The organism is Flavobacterium sp. CLA17, from assembly GCF_013112255.2.
In the GTDB taxonomy this organism is placed as follows: domain Bacteria; phylum Bacteroidota; class Bacteroidia; order Flavobacteriales; family Flavobacteriaceae; genus Flavobacterium; species Flavobacterium circumlabens.
In genome coordinates, this window is sequence record NZ_CP068294.1 from 1,273,047 (window position 1) to 1,288,488 (window position 15,442).

The 15,442-nt window shown below is 35.9% G+C and carries 12 protein-coding genes and 1 rRNA gene; 8 read left to right on the plus strand and 5 right to left on the minus strand.

Annotated elements, in window-relative coordinates; translation table 11 throughout:
* Window positions 1-42: 42 nt before the first annotated feature.
* Window positions 43-152: ribosomal RNA gene (gene rrf, locus HAV12_RS05655) — 5S ribosomal RNA — on the plus strand.
* 793 nt (window positions 153-945) lie between these two features.
* The gene (pafA, locus tag HAV12_RS05660; RefSeq protein WP_171568809.1) at window positions 946-2,583 is read left to right on the plus strand and encodes an alkaline phosphatase PafA; all 1,638 of its coding nucleotides are present in this window, start codon (window positions 946-948) and stop codon (window positions 2,581-2,583) included.
* A 124-nt stretch (window positions 2,584-2,707) separates the two neighbouring features.
* Here pafA and ald read toward each other — a convergent pair whose 3' ends face one another.
* A complete protein-coding gene (ald, locus tag HAV12_RS05665; protein WP_171568810.1) occupies window positions 2,708-3,826 on the minus strand; it encodes an alanine dehydrogenase in 1,119 nt (372 codons plus the stop codon).
* Between the two features lie 200 nt (window positions 3,827-4,026).
* On the opposite strand from ald, the gene HAV12_RS05670 reads away from it, so the two are divergent.
* Window positions 4,027-4,485, plus strand: coding sequence for an Lrp/AsnC family transcriptional regulator (locus tag HAV12_RS05670; RefSeq protein WP_127339627.1), 459 nt, complete (start codon window positions 4,027-4,029; stop codon window positions 4,483-4,485).
* Window positions 4,486-4,546: 61 nt separating this feature from the next.
* Here HAV12_RS05670 and HAV12_RS05675 read toward each other — a convergent pair whose 3' ends face one another.
* Window positions 4,547-5,995, minus strand: a complete 1,449-nt coding sequence (locus tag HAV12_RS05675; protein WP_171568811.1) for a glyceraldehyde-3-phosphate dehydrogenase — start codon at window positions 5,993-5,995, stop codon at window positions 4,547-4,549.
* Between the two features lie 231 nt (window positions 5,996-6,226).
* Window positions 6,227-7,627, minus strand: a complete 1,401-nt coding sequence (locus tag HAV12_RS05680) for a trypsin-like peptidase domain-containing protein (RefSeq protein WP_171568812.1) — start codon at window positions 7,625-7,627, stop codon at window positions 6,227-6,229.
* A gap of 139 nt (window positions 7,628-7,766) precedes the next feature.
* On the opposite strand from HAV12_RS05680, the gene dapF reads away from it, so the two are divergent.
* The 5 genes from dapF to HAV12_RS05705 all read left to right on the plus strand — a co-directional run bounded on the left by dapF (window position 7,767) and on the right by HAV12_RS05705 (window position 11,813).
* Complete coding sequence (gene dapF / locus HAV12_RS05685; RefSeq protein ID WP_171568813.1) at window positions 7,767-8,549, plus strand: diaminopimelate epimerase; 783 nt, start codon at window positions 7,767-7,769, stop codon at window positions 8,547-8,549.
* Window positions 8,550-8,561: 12 nt separating this feature from the next.
* A complete protein-coding gene (locus HAV12_RS05690) occupies window positions 8,562-9,095 on the plus strand; it encodes a GNAT family N-acetyltransferase (RefSeq protein WP_171568814.1) in 534 nt (177 codons plus the stop codon).
* Between the two features lie 10 nt (window positions 9,096-9,105).
* Window positions 9,106-10,146, plus strand: a complete 1,041-nt coding sequence (gene mltG / locus HAV12_RS05695) for an endolytic transglycosylase MltG (protein ID WP_132038116.1) — start codon at window positions 9,106-9,108, stop codon at window positions 10,144-10,146.
* A 59-nt stretch (window positions 10,147-10,205) separates the two neighbouring features.
* The gene (locus tag HAV12_RS05700; RefSeq protein ID WP_240345237.1) at window positions 10,206-11,069 is read left to right on the plus strand and encodes a DUF2279 domain-containing protein; all 864 of its coding nucleotides are present in this window, start codon (window positions 10,206-10,208) and stop codon (window positions 11,067-11,069) included.
* 99 nt (window positions 11,070-11,168) lie between these two features.
* Entirely contained in the window at window positions 11,169-11,813 is a 645-nt protein-coding gene (locus HAV12_RS05705; protein WP_171568816.1) for a peptidoglycan-binding protein LysM, read from the plus strand.
* A gap of 63 nt (window positions 11,814-11,876) precedes the next feature.
* Here the strand turns inward: HAV12_RS05705 and scpA are convergent, their stop codons facing one another.
* Window positions 11,877-14,015, minus strand: a complete 2,139-nt coding sequence (gene scpA / locus HAV12_RS05710) for a methylmalonyl-CoA mutase (RefSeq protein WP_171568817.1) — start codon at window positions 14,013-14,015, stop codon at window positions 11,877-11,879.
* Window positions 14,016-14,060: 45 nt separating this feature from the next.
* Entirely contained in the window at window positions 14,061-15,425 is a 1,365-nt protein-coding gene (locus tag HAV12_RS05715; protein WP_171568818.1) for a methylmalonyl-CoA mutase subunit beta, read from the minus strand.
* Between the last annotated feature and the right edge of the window lie 17 nt (window positions 15,426-15,442).

Consider the following 15,442-nt stretch of genomic DNA (forward strand, 5'->3'; position numbering starts at 1 on the left):
AATTTTTAATTAATTGCAAGTTACCTCAAGTAACAACGACCTTAAGGTGGTTATTGCGGCGGGGCTCACCTCTTCCCATCCCGAACAGAGTAGTTAAGCCCGCCTGCGCAGATGGTACTGCAGTTATGTGGGAGAGTATGTCGTCGCCTTTCTTTTTAAAAGCCCTGTTTCAAACGAAACAGGGTTTTTTGTTTTATGTTGAATCGTGGAATTTAAACGCAAAGTCCGCAAAGGAGTTTTTGGAGTTTGTGAATGGTATTAAATTGCAAGGGATGCAAGGCTGGAGGGGCTGTTTGGGATTCTTTTGAAAACAGATCTCAAATTGCCCTTAAACTGCGTTAGGGATCGCAGCGGTATCCTTTTGCGGGGAACGTGTATCTCTAAAAGCACCCCAAAACCAATCCCGCAAAAGATTTAGTGAAGAGCCCGGCCCAAAGGGAAACGCCATTGGAAAAATTATAAATTGAAGAGATGTACTATGGTTCTATCTTTTTTTTAAGATACTCAAGCATAGGCTGTGTTATTGGCTTGGAAAGAAAGTCTATAATGATTGGATATTTCTTTGCTTTGGCTAAGTCTTCAGGGTCAATAGTGGAAGATAATACGATTACCTTTGCCTTGTTAAATTCGGTGTAATCCGAAGAGGTGAAGTGATCGAGAAATTCCCAGCCTCCCATAACAGGCATGTTTATACCCTTAAAGTGCGTTAGGTATCGCAGCGGTATCCTTTTGCGGGAAACGTAAATCTCTCAAAGCACCCCAAACCAATCCCGCAAAAGATTTAGCGTAGAGCCCGACCCACAGGGAAACGCCCACAAACAATAACTAAGGATATACCGGAGATGAGTTCTGTTAAATTATAATCAATTTTAGGTTTTAAATTATAGTGGGTTAGCCTATCTAAATGTGAATCTGTATTTTTGTAGTAAATATTATAATTTACATATGAAAAAAAGTATTGTATTGTTGACATTGTTTGTTATCTCAAATTTAAGTGCTCAACAGCGCCCGAAGTTGGTAGTAGGTATTGTAGTAGATCAAATGAAAATGGAATATTTATATCGATTCTCTGATGATTTTTCTCAAAATGGATTTAAGCGACTGATGAATAATGGATATACTTTTCAAAATATGCATTACAATTATATGCCAACGTATACTGCTCCCGGACACGCTTCTATTTATACAGGGACTACTCCTGCAACACACGGTATTGTAGGAAACGAATGGTTTAGCAGAACACTTGGTAAAGAAATGTATTGTACAGATGATGCATCTGTTAAAATTCTTGGAGACGGTACAGTTGAAGAGGGAGCTATGTCTCCTAAAAACCTGCAAGCTACTACTATTACTGACGAAGTAAGAATGGCTACCAATTTTGCCGGAAAGGTGATTGGTATTAGTTTAAAAGATCGTGGTGCAATTTTGCCTGCCGGTCATTTTGCGAACTGGGCCTTTTGGTATAGTAAAACGGGTTCTTTTATTTCCAGTACTTTTTATGGTGATAAACTACCTGACTGGGTTACTCAATTTAATAATGAAAAGCATTATTTGCCTTATATTAATAAAGGGTGGGATTTATTTAAACCAGCTGGAACCTATAACGAGAGCTTACCGGATAATAATCCTTATGAAGGAAAATTGTACGGCAGTACAGCTCCGGTTTTTCCATATGATTTGAAAAAAATGTATGAAAAAAACGATGCCGGTATTTTAAGAGCTACTCCTTATGGGAACGATTTATTGGCAGAGTTTGCTATGAAAGCAATTGAAAGCGAAGGTCTGGGTAAGGATAATGTTACCGATTTCCTGACCGTAAGTTTTTCTTCTACAGATTATGTAGGTCACTTACTAGGACCTCGTTCTATGGAACTTCAGGATACGTATTTGAGATTGGATCAGACTATCGCCGATTTTTTAATTTATCTTGATAAAACTGTTGGAAAAGATAATTACTTGCTTTTCCTGACCGCAGATCACGCTGGAGCTGAAAATGTAATCTATTTAAAAGATCATAAGTACAATGTTGATAATTATCCTTCAAAACACGTTAAGAAAAGCATGCAGGATTTCTCAACTTTAACTTTCGGAGTAGATTTAATTTCCAATTATTCCAATTTTAATGTTTTCTTCAATAAACAAATCATTAAAGAAAAAGGATTAGATCTGATAAATGTTAAAAAGGCTTTTAAAGATTTTTTAATGGGACAGCCACAGGTTAAAAAAGTCTATACAGAAGAGGAAATAATGGCTAATTCCGGAAATGATTATTACTTAGATTTTGTTGCAAAAGGTTATGATGTAACTCAAAACGGAGATTTAGTTATTATTGACAAACCAGGAGACATCGAATATTCAACTACAGGAACGTCGCACGGGACACTTTATAGCTATGACACACATGTTCCTGCAATTTTTTACGGGTGGCATATCAAAAAGGGTGAATCTTACGATAAAAAAGCGATCACTGAAATTGCACCAACAATTGCTCAAAAAATAAAGGTTGCTTTTCCTAATGGTACTGAAGCTAAAGTACTGCAGGAAATTTTAAATGAAAAAGAAATAATTCCTGCTAAAAAATAGTAAAGCGGTTTTAAATAAATAATTTTTGCATAAATAATTTTTATTGTAATATAAAAAAGGCTTTTCAATTAAGAAAAGCCTTTTAAATTCAGTGTTTTAGTAAGCACTTATTTTAATGTCAGCACTATGCGTTTGCTAACACTAATTCTTCGTTAAAAGGAAGATTCCAAGCTTCTGCAACTCCTTTGTAAAGGATTTTTCCATTAGCAACATTTAATCCTTTTTTCAATTCTTCATTTTCAGCACAAGCTTTTTCCCATCCTTTGTTTGCTAATTGCAATGCGTATGGTAAAGTTGCATTTGTTAAAGCCAAAGTAGATGTATAAGGAACAGCTCCTGGCATATTAGCGACACAGTAGTGAACAATATCATCAATAATAAAAGTAGGGTTCTCGTGAGTTGTCGGGGTACAAGTCTCTATACAACCACCCTGATCTACTGCTACGTCAACAACAACAGTTCCCGGACGCATTAATTTTAGCATATCACGAGTAATTAAGTGAGGTGCTTTTGCTCCTGGGATTAACACAGCACCAACAATCAAATCTGCATCTGCAATTGCTCTGGTGATGTTATAATGATTAGACATTTCTGTATTTACATTCGCTGGCATAATATCATCTAACTGACGTAAACGTGGTAAGCTTAAATCCATAATAGTAACCTGAGCTCCAAGACCAGCAGCCATTTTAGCTGCTTGCGTTCCAACGATTCCTCCGCCTAATACTAAAACTTTTGCCGGTGGAACACCCGGAACACCACCTAAGAGAATTCCTCTTCCTTTTAATGGTTTTTCAAGGTATTTAGCTCCTTGCTGAATAGCCATACGACCTGCAACTTCAGACATTGGAACTAATAATGGTAAACTACGATCTGCTTTTTCTACAGTTTCATAAGCTAAACACACCGCGCCTTTTTCCAACATGGCATGAGTCAATTCTTCAGAGGAAGCAAAGTGAAAATAGGTAAAAAGTAATTGATCTTTTTTGATTAATGGATATTCAGAAGCAATTGGTTCTTTTACTTTAATGATCATTTCAGCAATAGCGTATACTTCTTCGATAGTTGCCAAAACTGTTGCACCTGCCTCTTCATATTCATTATCAGCAAAACCACTACCTAAACCTGCAGTTGCCTGAACGTAAACTACATGACCGTGTTTTTTCATTTCAGAAACACCGGCTGGAGTTACTGCTACACGATTTTCGTTATTCTTAATTTCTTTTGGAACACCTATTATCATATTGTTATATTTTTTTGTTTTGTGAAATTGTTTTTTACAAATTTACAGTTAGAGAATATATTATTGATAATTCGCTGATAAATAAGAAAATATTATTTTATTTAGTATTTTTACAGAAAATTTTTCTTTTTGCAAGCGCTATTGTCTTCGGAAAGAGAAAAAATGACTTTTTTTCAATCAAAATTTAAAACGTTTTCGTTATGGCTTTAGATGAAACTGACAAAAAAATCCTACGTCTTTTACAGGAAGATGCGCACTACACCTTAAAAGACATTGCAAACAAGATCAATTTATCGTTAACACCGGTTCATGATCGCGTGAAACGTCTTGAAAAAGAGGGAGTTATTGAGAAATATGTATCGATTTTAAACAAGAAAAAATTAGGAAATAATCTCACTGTTTATTGTCAGGTTACCTTAACCAAACAAACCTATGATACTTCGGAAGGTTTTAATCAGTCGATTTTGAATTTACCTGAAGTGGTAGAATGCAATTATGTTTCCGGGAACTTTGATTATATGCTTAAAATTATTATTCCGGATATGGAAAGCTATCATCATTTTCATCAGAAAAAATTATCTGTTTTACCTGAAGTTTCTCTGATCAATACTGTTTTTGTTATTTCTGAAGTTAAAAGTACGACCGTTTTACCCATCTGATGAAAACAAAAAACCACCAGAATATCTGATGGTTTTAAGCAATAATTGGTTTTGGTTTATATTAATAGTAAGTGAAACGTCTTACTTTGGCAATATATTTGGCTAAACGAATCACCTGGTGACTGTAGCCATATTCATTGTCGTACCAAATATATAACACTATGCTTTTTCCGTCTTTAGAGACAATTGTAGCATTACTGTCATAGATAGATGGTGCTGAAGTCCCAACAATATCAGATGAAACTAATTCGTTGTTTAGGGAATATTTAATCTGCTCTACCAATTCTCCTTCCAGAGCATATTTTTTCATTATTTTATTAATCGCGGCAATACTTGTTCCTTTTTTAACTTCTAAATTCAGAACTACCAACGAACCGTTTGGTACTGGAACTCGTATCGCATTAGACGTTAATTTTCCTTCCAGCGATGGTAATGCTTTTGCTACCGCACTTCCTGCACCAGTTTCTGTAATGACCATATTTAAGGCTGCAGCCCTTCCACGACGGTATTTTTTGTGCATATTATCCACTAAATTCTGATCATTGGTATACGCATGAATGGTTTCTAAATGACCTTTTACAACTCCAAGAGTATCTTCAATAGCTTTTAAAACCGGCGTGATCGCATTTGTAGTGCAAGATGCTGCAGAAAAAATATCGATTTCATCAGGATTGTAATCGTTATGATTTACACCATGAACAATATTAGGGACTCCTTTTCCGGGAGCAGTCAGTAAAACTTTACTAGCACCATTTGATGTTAAGTGTCTTTTTAAAGCGGCTTCTGTCGTAAAAACTCCTGTGTTGTCAATAACCAATGCGTCATTGATTCCGTATTGTGTGTAATCTATTTCTTCCGGTGAATTTGCTGTAATCATATGAACTGTAGTTCCATTGATGATTAAAGCATTATTTTTGGGGTCTGTAGTTACGGAGCCCTGAAAGTCTCCGTGAATGGAATCATAACGTAATAAAGAAGCTCTTTTCTCTAAACTATTAGCGTCGTTGGTATCGCGGGTTACAATTGCTCTCAGACGTAATTGATTTCCCTTTCCGGTTTTTGACATTAGCTCTCGTGCTAATAATCGACCGATTCTTCCAAAGCCATACAGAACTACGTCTTTTGGTTGTATTTCCTCTGATGATTTTGCTTTTTTCAATTTGTCCAGAACAAAATATCTGGCGTCCGGATATTTTTCATCTTCTAAACGGTACTCGTACGTTAATTTCCCCAAATCTAATTTTGCAGGAGGAAGATCTAATGATAAAATGACCTGAGCTATTTCGACAGAATCAAAAATGGTGATGGGTTTGCCGACAAATTCACCTGCATACTGATGCAAGTTGATAATGTCGCTGACATTTTTATCCAATAATTGATTTTTGAATAAAACCATTTCGATGGATTTGTCATACCATAAATCACTTATGATTTTAATTAATTCGACACCAGCTCTCCTTCGGTCGACTTGAAGTGATACTTCTTTTTGGTACAAAGTTTTTTTGCTCATAATTGAAAATTTGAAAAAATAAATAGAGTCCTATTTTAAAATTTTGCGCAAAAGTATCCATTTCAATCGATTTCGTAAACTATTTTAGCATTTATTTTTGAAAATAAAAAAGCCACCTTATTTTTTAAGATGGCTTTTTTGGATGTGATTTTTGATTCGTTTTCAGTCACAATCTCCGTTTTTAGTCTAAAAAACAAACTGTATACTGTCACTGAAAACTGCGACTATAAATCAAATAATAATTCTAAGGATTTCTCCTCCTTTATTGATCATTTCAATACGTACACTTTGTCCTTCGTCTTTTTGTTTCAAAAGTTTCGAAACAGTTTCAACATTTGTCGCTTTTACATTATCAATACTTAAAATAATATTGCCTTGTAACTCATTTTGATACTGCATCAGATTTTCATTTGTAATACTTCTGATTTTTACTCCATAATCAATTCGGAATTTCTTTTTATCAGCAGCATCAATGTTTTCTAGTTCGATTCCTTTAAACTCGGTACTGTAAAATTCATTTTTACTTAAAGTTACGGGAACTACTTTGGTTTTTGCGTCTCTAATAAAAGTTACATTTACCACATCGTTCGGGCGTTTTGTATTGATGTAACCTGAAAGATCTGCATATGAGCTGATTTTTTGAGTGTCCAGTTTTACAATTACGTCACCTTCCTTAAGTCCTGATTTTTCTGCTCCGGAATTTTTGGAAACTTTATTAACGTAAAATCCTTCTGTTTCCGCAATACTTAATTCTTTTGATGCGTTACTATTTAATTCGCGACCTTCAACACCTAAAATTCCTCTTTGAACATTTCCGTATTCCATAATGTCCTCGATAATTTTTCTGGCAATATTAGAGGGAACAGCAAAAGAGTATCCAACATAGGAGCCGGTCATTGAGGAAATCATAGTATTAATACCAATTAATTCCCCTCTGGTATTGACCAATGCACCACCGCTGTTTCCAGGGTTTACGGCGGCATCAGTCTGTATAAAGGACTGAATTCCGTTGGTGTCTAAATTTCTGGCTTTCGCCGAAACTATACCGGCTGTTACCGTTGAAGTCAGATTATATGGATTTCCGACTGCCAAAACCCATTCGCCGATTTTTACAGCATCTGAATTTGCAAAAGCGGTATACGGAAGTTTTTCATCAGCATTAATTTTTAATAATGCGATATCCATTTTAGAATCAGTACCTATAAGTTTGGCAGTGTACGATTTTTTATTGTTTAAGGTAATTTCAATTTCTGATGCATCTTTAATTACGTGATTGTTGGTTACAATGTATCCGTCTTCAGAAATAATAACACCGGAACCTGTTCCTACTTGTTCTTGTTGCTGCTGTCCTCCATAGCCATAGAAAAATTCCATCATCGGATTACTGACGGTTCGTCGGGAGACATTTTTTACGTGCACGACGGTATGAATTGTTTTGTCCGCTGCAGCTGTAAAATCGACAGTTTCAGCAGACAGCGCCACATTTCTGCCGTATAAATCCGGAGCAAGGGTTACAACAGAATTTCCTTTTCCAAAAAAAGAATTGTTGCTTTCAAATAATAACTTGTAAGCACCAAGAGTAATAACGCCGCTTAACAATGACACTAAAAATAAGGCTGAAAATCTTTTCATAATTAGAATTTATGTTTAAGTTATTTAACGTAAAATTAATTGAAAAAATTATATTGAAAAATGGTTTAACGCTCTTTAACAATGATTAACATTTCATTAATTAATAGTTTGTACTTTTGTACTTCTTAACAGAATAAAAATGCAAATAGAATTCTATAAATATCAGGGTACAGGCAATGATTTTGTGATGATTGACAATCGTTCGGAATTTTTTCCTAAAGACAATATTAAACTAATTGAGCGTTTGTGTGACAGACGATTTGGAATTGGGGCAGACGGACTTATTTTACTTGAAAATGACACTGAAACCGATTTTAGGATGGTGTATTATAATTCAGATGGAAACCAAAGTTCCATGTGTGGAAATGGTGGCCGCTGTCTGGTCGCTTTTGCCAATCAGTTAGGTGTTATTGAAAATAGCGCCACTTTTATTGCAACGGATGGTTTACATCATGCTTCAGTAGGGGATGATGCGATTATTTCATTGCAAATGATTGATGTTGATCAAATTCAGAAGAATGATTCTTATACTTTTTTAAATACAGGTTCTCCGCATCACGTACAAATCGTTGAAGATTTAGAGCACTATAATGTAAAAGAAAACGGAGCAGCACTTCGTTATGGCGAATTGTATGGCGAGAAAGGAAGTAATATCAATTTTGTAAAAAAAGTGGATGAAGAAACTTTTTCACTTCGTACTTACGAAAGAGGTGTTGAAGACGAAACCCTGGCTTGTGGTACCGGCGCTACAGCTGTTGCAATTGCTATGAATGCCACTGGTCAGACAGATAAAACGTCAATCAACCTGAATGTGGAAGGAGGGAAACTGGTGGTTTCTTTTGATAAAATCGGCGAACATTTTACCAATGTTTTCCTTACCGGACCGGCAAAATTTGTATTTAAAGGAATTATCGAAATCTAAATCAGGACCTAAATGATAACTCTTAAAGGAGATTCCGTTTATTTACGTGCATTAGAACCTAATGACCTGGAGTTTGTCTATGCCATGGAAAACGATCAGAGTATTTGGGAAGTAAGTAATACACAAACACCTTACAGCAGATTTTTGGTGCGTCAATATCTTGAAAATGCGCATCAGGATATTTATGAAGCCAAACAATTGCGACTGGCGATCTGCCAGGATGAAGATTTTCCGGCTATCGGATTAATCGATTTATTTGAATTTGATCCGAAAAATAACAGGGCCGGAATTGGAATTGTCATTCAGAATAAAGATAATAGAAATCAAAAGGTTGGTTCTGAGGCGCTAGGGTTATTAATTAAATACGCATTTCATCATTTAAACCTGCATCAATTATATGCAAATATTAATGTAGGAAATGTAGCTAGTATAGCACTTTTTACTAAATTTGGCTTTAAGGAAACAGGAATTAAAAAAGATTGGATTTTGCAAAACAACCAGTATCAGGACGAAGCAATTTTTCAATTAATTAATAAACAACTTTAAAATTTTAGCTTTGACTATAAAAAAAGTAATCACGTTAACTGCCGTAGCCGTAATTTCAGTTTTAATGATTTACGGATTCATTCTAATTAGTAGAATTTTTAGTTCTAATACTAAATTCGAAGAAAAAGAAGTATATGTATATGTTCCGACCGGAGCTAATTATACGGATGTAAAAAAAATAGTAGCGCCTTATATTAAAAATTTCGACAATTTTGAAATGGTGGCCAATAAAAGAAGCTATCCCGAAAACGTAAAATCAGGTCGCTTTTTACTTAAAAAAGATATGAATAATATCGATTTGGTAAGAGCGATGCGTTCTAATGTTCCCGTAAAATTGGCCTTTAATAATCAGGAACGTTTAGAAAATTTTGCAGGAAGAGTGGGTTCTGAAATCGAAGCAGACAGTTTATCCCTCATGAAAGCCATTAAAGATTCTACTTTCTTAAAAGAAAATGGTTTTAATGAAGAGAATGTCTTTGCGATGTTTATTCCGAATACCTATGAAATTTACTGGAATACTTCTGCGGAGAAATTCCGTGATAAAATGATTAAGGAATATCATAATTTCTGGACAGACGACAGAATTGCAAAAGCAAAAGCACAAGGTTTAACTCCGGTTCAGGCTACAATTTTAGCTTCTATCGTTCATAAAGAATCCGTTAAGAAAGATGAAAGACCTCGCATAGCCGGTGTTTATCTGAACCGTTTGCGTTTGGCAATGCCATTACAGGCTGATCCAACCGTGATTTATGCCTTAAAATTAAAGTCTAATGATTTTGATCAGGTGATTAAAAGGGTTTTCTATAATGATCTGATCATGAAATCTCCTTATAACACTTACGTAAATGTAGGACTTCCTCCGGGACCAATTGCTATGCCTGATATTACAGCTCTTGAAGCCGTTTTAAATCCTGAAAAACACGATTATATTTACTTCTGTGCAAGCGTAGATCGTTTCGGATACCACGAATTTGCTTCCACTTACGAACAACATACCATAAACGCAAAAAAATATTCAGACTGGATTGCCGGTCAGGGAGTAACAAGATAGTTTTGAATTTAAAAAATGCCCCTATTTTATTGATTTTATTTTTATTGAACTTTCAATCCGTGAAAGCTCAGAGTAAAATCGACACCTTTTTAACGCCTTCAGATACTTTAAATTTAAAAAGACAAAATACAGTTATTGTAACTGAAGCTGCCTTAGCTTCAGCTACTTTAATTGGTTTGAATCAGATTTGGTATGCCGATTATCCGCAGTCTAAATTTCATTTTATAAATGATAATGATGAATGGCTGCAAATGGATAAAGTCGGACATTTCTATTCTGCTTATCATTTAGGAAGATTTGGCGCAGAAGCCCTGAACTGGAGCGGTGCCGATTCTAAAAAGCAATTGGTTTACGGTGCCGGTATTGGTTTTGTTTTTTTAGCTGCCGTTGAAGTTTTAGATGGCTATTCCTCTGAATGGGGAGCTTCTCCGGGAGATATTATAGCCAATACAGCAGGAACTGCCCTGTATGTTTCCCAACAATTACTTTGGAAGGAACAACGTATTACGCCTAAGTTTTCTTTTCACACCACTTCCTACGCCAATAGAAGACCGGATGTATTAGGAAGTTCACTAAATGAACAGATATTAAAAGACTACAACGGACAGACCTATTGGCTTTCTGTAAATCTTCATTCTTTTGCCAAAGAATCAAAAATTCCAAAGTGGTTAAATGTAGCTTTTGGATATGGAGCTGAGGGAATGTTATCCGGAAATGTGCAAAATGGAATTCCGGTTTCAGTCGAAAACCCCGAAAGATACCGTCAGTTTTTTCTTAGTTTTGATGTCAATTTAGCTAAAATTAACATAAAATCGCATTTTTTGAAAACTATTTTTTCCGTTTTGAACACGATTAAAATTCCTGCCCCAACTTTGGAATACTCCGTCAATAAAGGGCTTAAAGCACATGGCTTATATTTTTAAAAATGCTAAACAGTTGATTTTTAGTATAATTACATTTTTTTTTATCTTTGCACCGTAGAAATTTCAAAAAGGTGACAGCGTTTTGAAGAAAAACAATTTATGATAAAGAAATGGTACTTTTACTCGAGTTTGATTGTTATTATTACATTTTTAAGCCTGGGTTTTAAACCCTTTAATCTAAAAACCAAACCCTGGTTTTTAATCGAAAAAACGGATGGATCCGAATACTTACTTCCATCACAAGAAAAGGATGATTATCCTAATTTAAATTTAAACATCCCATACACCGGAAATCATCTGATCGGGTTCAAAGAAGCAGTCGCTTTTAAAGAATCCCAGGGAAAATACCGGTTAGTAAATTCCTTAGGGTACATGGGCAAATACCAGTTTGGTTCTAAAGCTTTGAGGGCTATTGGTATTCAAAATGACAAAGCTTTCCTGAAAGATCCTGCTTTACAAGAAAAAGCTTTTATTGCGTTACTATCCAAAAACAAATGGATTCTGCGCAATGAAATTGAAAAGTATGAGGGAAAAGTTATAAATGGTGTTGAAATTACGGAATCCGGAATTTTAGCAGCTGCACATCTTGGAGGCGCAGGTTCAGTAAAAAACTTCTTTAAAAACAGAGGAAACAGGCGTTTCAGAGATGCCTACGGTACTTCACTGAGAAGTTACATGAAAGCCTTCGGAGGTTATGATCTTTCTTATATTGAAGCAGATAGTAATGCTACAATTAACGATTAATAAAGTGTAAACTTTATAGAAAAACCTGCTGTAAAAAGCAGGTTTTTTTTATGTTTAAATTTTTTAGTCCATTAAAATATCAAGAATCTTGATAGCCGCCTCACTGATTTTGGTTCCGGGGCCAAAAACGGCAACTGCACCGGCATCAAATAAATATTGATAATCCTGTGCCGGAATTACTCCTCCGACGATTACCATAATATCTTCGCGTCCGTGTTTTTTAAGTTCTTCAATTACTTGAGGAACTAATGTTTTATGTCCTGCGGCGAGCGATGAAACACCTAATATGTGTACGTCATTTTCTACTGCTTGTTTGGCAGCCTCGGCAGGAGTTTGAAATAACGGACCTATATCTACATCAAAACCAACATCGGCATAACCGGTTGCAACCACTTTTGCACCTCTGTCATGTCCGTCTTGTCCCATTTTGGCAATCATAATTCTCGGACGTCTTCCTTCTTGTTTGGCAAAGGCATCAGCTAGTTGTTTTGCCTTTTCAAAAGTTTCATCGTTTTTTATTGCTGCACTATACACACCGCTAAAGGATTTAATTTGTGCTTTGAACCTTCCAAAAATACTTTCCAGAGCATCACTTATTTCGCCTAAAGTCGCTCTGTTTCTTGCCGCTTCGACAGCAATTTCAAGTAAGTTACCCTGTCCGGTTTTAGCACAAAGGATTAATTTTTCCAGTGATTGATTTACTTTTTCAGTATCTCTGCTTGATTTTATTTCTTTAAGGCGTTCTATTTGTTGTTTACGAACCATCTGGTTGTCGACATCCAGAATATGTAACGGATCTTCTTTTTCTAACCTAAACTTATTTACCCCAACAATTATATCCTGACCACTGTCAATTCGGGCCTGTTTTCTGGCGGCAGCTTCTTCGATTCGCAGTTTTGGAATCCCCGCTTCGATCGCTTTTGTCATTCCGCCCAGTTCTTCCACCTCCTGAATGAGTTTCCAGGTACTTTCTGTAATTTCATTGGTAAGGCTTTCCACATAATAACTTCCTGCCCAGGGATCCACCGTTTTAGTGATTTTAGTTTCTTCCTGTAAAAAAATCTGTGTATTACGCGCTATCCTGGCAGAGAAATCAGTTGGTAAAGCAATGGCTTCGTCGAGTGCGTTGGTATGCAAAGACTGCGTTCCGCCAAAAGCTGCTGCGGTGGCTTCAATGCAGGTACGGGCCACATTGTTAAAAGGATCTTGTTCTGTTAAACTCCAGCCACTTGTCTGACAATGTGTTCTTAAGGCTAAAGATTTATCACTTTTCGGATTAAATTGCTGTATCAGTTTGGCCCAGATCATTCTTCCGGCTCTCATTTTGGCAATTTCCATAAAATGATTCATTCCGATTGCCCAGAAAAAGGATAAGCGTGGTGCAAACTGGTCAATTGTCATTCCGGTAGAAAGACCGGTTCTGATGTATTCTAAACCATCTGCCAAAGTATACGCCAGTTCAATATCGGCTGTCGCACCTGCTTCCTGCATATGATAACCGGAAATAGAAATAGAGTTGAACTTCGGCATTTTTTTGCTCGTAAATTCAAAAATATCGGCTATTATTTTCATGGAAGGCGTTGGCGGATAAATATAGGTATTACGTACCATGAATTCTTTTAAGATGTCATTCTGGATGGTTCCTGAAAGTTTTTCAATGGCGACTCCCTGTTCCTCTGCTGCTACAATGTAAAAAGCCATTATAGGTAAAACAGCACCATTCATAGTCATGGAAACAGACATCTCATCAAGCGGAATCTGATCAAAAAGTACTTTCATGTCTTCAACAGAATCAATAGCTACGCCGGCTTTACCGACATCACCAACCACACGTTCGTGATCGGAATCGTAACCACGATGTGTAGGGAGATCAAAAGCAATTGACAATCCTTTTTGTCCGGCAGCGAGGTTTCGTCTGTAAAAGGCATTACTTTCTTCTGCTGTAGAAAATCCAGCATACTGACGAATGGTCCAGGGACGTCTCACATACATTGTTGCGTAGGGGCCACGTAAATTGGGTGCATAACCCGCTCCGAAATCCAAAAACTCTAAATCCTCAATATCTTTTTCAGAATAGGTTTTTTTGATCTCAATTCCTTCAGCCGTTATAAAGTTGTCCGTACCTAATTGATTTTGTGAATCAACGTCTGACTTCTCACTCTTAACTTCTAACTTTATATGTTTAAGGTCTTTTCTTATCATGGAAATACTCTTTTGAGCAGTGTTACTAATTACTTTGAAAAATGATTATTCTAATTCTAAACGTTCCTGTTCCAGTTTTTCAGCTAATCTTTTTTCTATAATTGGTGTAATTAATGTTTTTCTGGGCTTTATTTTTACGAAAGGAAACAGTTCTAAATCATGTTTCATTTTGTCGTCTTTATTTGGATATTTATTCGTTCCCAGCAAAACTTCTTTTCTTGAATCGAATAATTCCTGCTCTTTATTGGCGCTTTCCTGAATTTTCTTTTTAATGGTTCCGTCGTTTAGAAGCTTCAGAAAACCTCCATCGGCTTCGATATCTTTGAATAGTTTTAAACTTTTCTCCGCCAGCTGCATCGTTAAACTTTCAATATAATAACTTCCGTCCGCAGGATTATTTACCTTGTCAAAATAACTCTCATGCTTTAAAACCAACAGTTGATTTCTGGCAATCCGATCTCCAAATTCATTGTCTTTGTGGTATAAAGAGTCATAAGGTAAATTGGCAACGGCATCTGCACCGCCAAGAATTGCCGACATGCATTCGGTTGTTGTACGAAGCATGTTGACATTGTAATCATAAATCGTTTTGTTGCGTTTTGTCGGGGTAACCAACAAATGACAGTCTAATTCCGCATTGTACTCGTTGGCAATTAATTTAAAAAGCATTCGTAAGGCACGAAGTTTCGCAATTTCAAAGAAATAATTGGTTCCCACGGAAACCTCAAAAACGATTTGTTTCGGAAGAGTAGGTAAACGGTTCAAATATTCATTAGCATGTGCTAAACTGTAAGCGATTTGTTGCGTAATATTAGCACCGGCATTTTGATATAAACCTGAATCGATACTAATTAACGATAGATTTGTAGTTGATTTTGAAATTAAAGCAATAGTTTCAAAATTATTTTTGTCTGATGTGGTAAACCAGTTTCCTTCTCTTGCAAAGTGGCCAATCGGATCGAAATTACAATAAAAAGCACTCTTTTTCTGAATTGAAATAGTGTCTAATATTTTTACGAAATCGATTGAAATAAATTTCAAATTAAAGTATACGATCCTGTTTTCCAAAGGAAGATTTTCTAACAATTGCTGAACATCGGTTTTTTCGTTTTCAATGGTAAAACGAAGACTTTCAGCGCCTCTTTCGATAGTATTTAGAGCTCTTTGAATTGATTTTTCAATATCATAAACAAAGATGTTCTGACAGATTTTAAAATCGGCAGCTTTTGTCTGTACGGCAGCTGTTTTCGAGAATTCGTCTCTGTGGTAAAATGGTTTTACCTGAATATCTTCAGGGGAATGCCAGATTACAGTTTCGTTATAATCAGCTCCATCAAGTTCAAACTGAATCTTTTGTTTCCACTGTTTGGATGAAATTGGACTAAAATCGTCGAATAGGGTAGTCGCCATTTGGTGCTTTTTTCTGA

Excerpts from the sequence above, each read along its gene's own strand:
- pafA (WP_171568809.1), top strand. The coding sequence starts at position 946 with ATGAAAAAAAGTATTGTATTGTTGACATTGTTTGTTATCTCAAATTTA.
- ald (WP_171568810.1), bottom strand. The coding sequence starts at position 3,826 with ATGATAATAGGTGTTCCAAAAGAAATTAAGAATAACGAAAATCGTGTA.
- HAV12_RS05670 (WP_127339627.1), top strand. The coding sequence starts at position 4,027 with ATGGCTTTAGATGAAACTGACAAAAAAATCCTACGTCTTTTACAGGAA.
- HAV12_RS05675 (WP_171568811.1), bottom strand. The coding sequence starts at position 5,995 with ATGAGCAAAAAAACTTTGTACCAAAAAGAAGTATCACTTCAAGTCGAC.
- HAV12_RS05680 (WP_171568812.1), bottom strand. The coding sequence starts at position 7,627 with ATGAAAAGATTTTCAGCCTTATTTTTAGTGTCATTGTTAAGCGGCGTT.
- dapF (WP_171568813.1), top strand. The coding sequence starts at position 7,767 with ATGCAAATAGAATTCTATAAATATCAGGGTACAGGCAATGATTTTGTG.
- HAV12_RS05690 (WP_171568814.1), top strand. The coding sequence starts at position 8,562 with ATGATAACTCTTAAAGGAGATTCCGTTTATTTACGTGCATTAGAACCT.
- HAV12_RS05705 (WP_171568816.1), top strand. The coding sequence starts at position 11,169 with ATGATAAAGAAATGGTACTTTTACTCGAGTTTGATTGTTATTATTACA.
- scpA (WP_171568817.1), bottom strand. The coding sequence starts at position 14,015 with ATGATAAGAAAAGACCTTAAACATATAAAGTTAGAAGTTAAGAGTGAG.
- HAV12_RS05715 (WP_171568818.1), bottom strand. The coding sequence starts at position 15,425 with ATGGCGACTACCCTATTCGACGATTTTAGTCCAATTTCATCCAAACAG.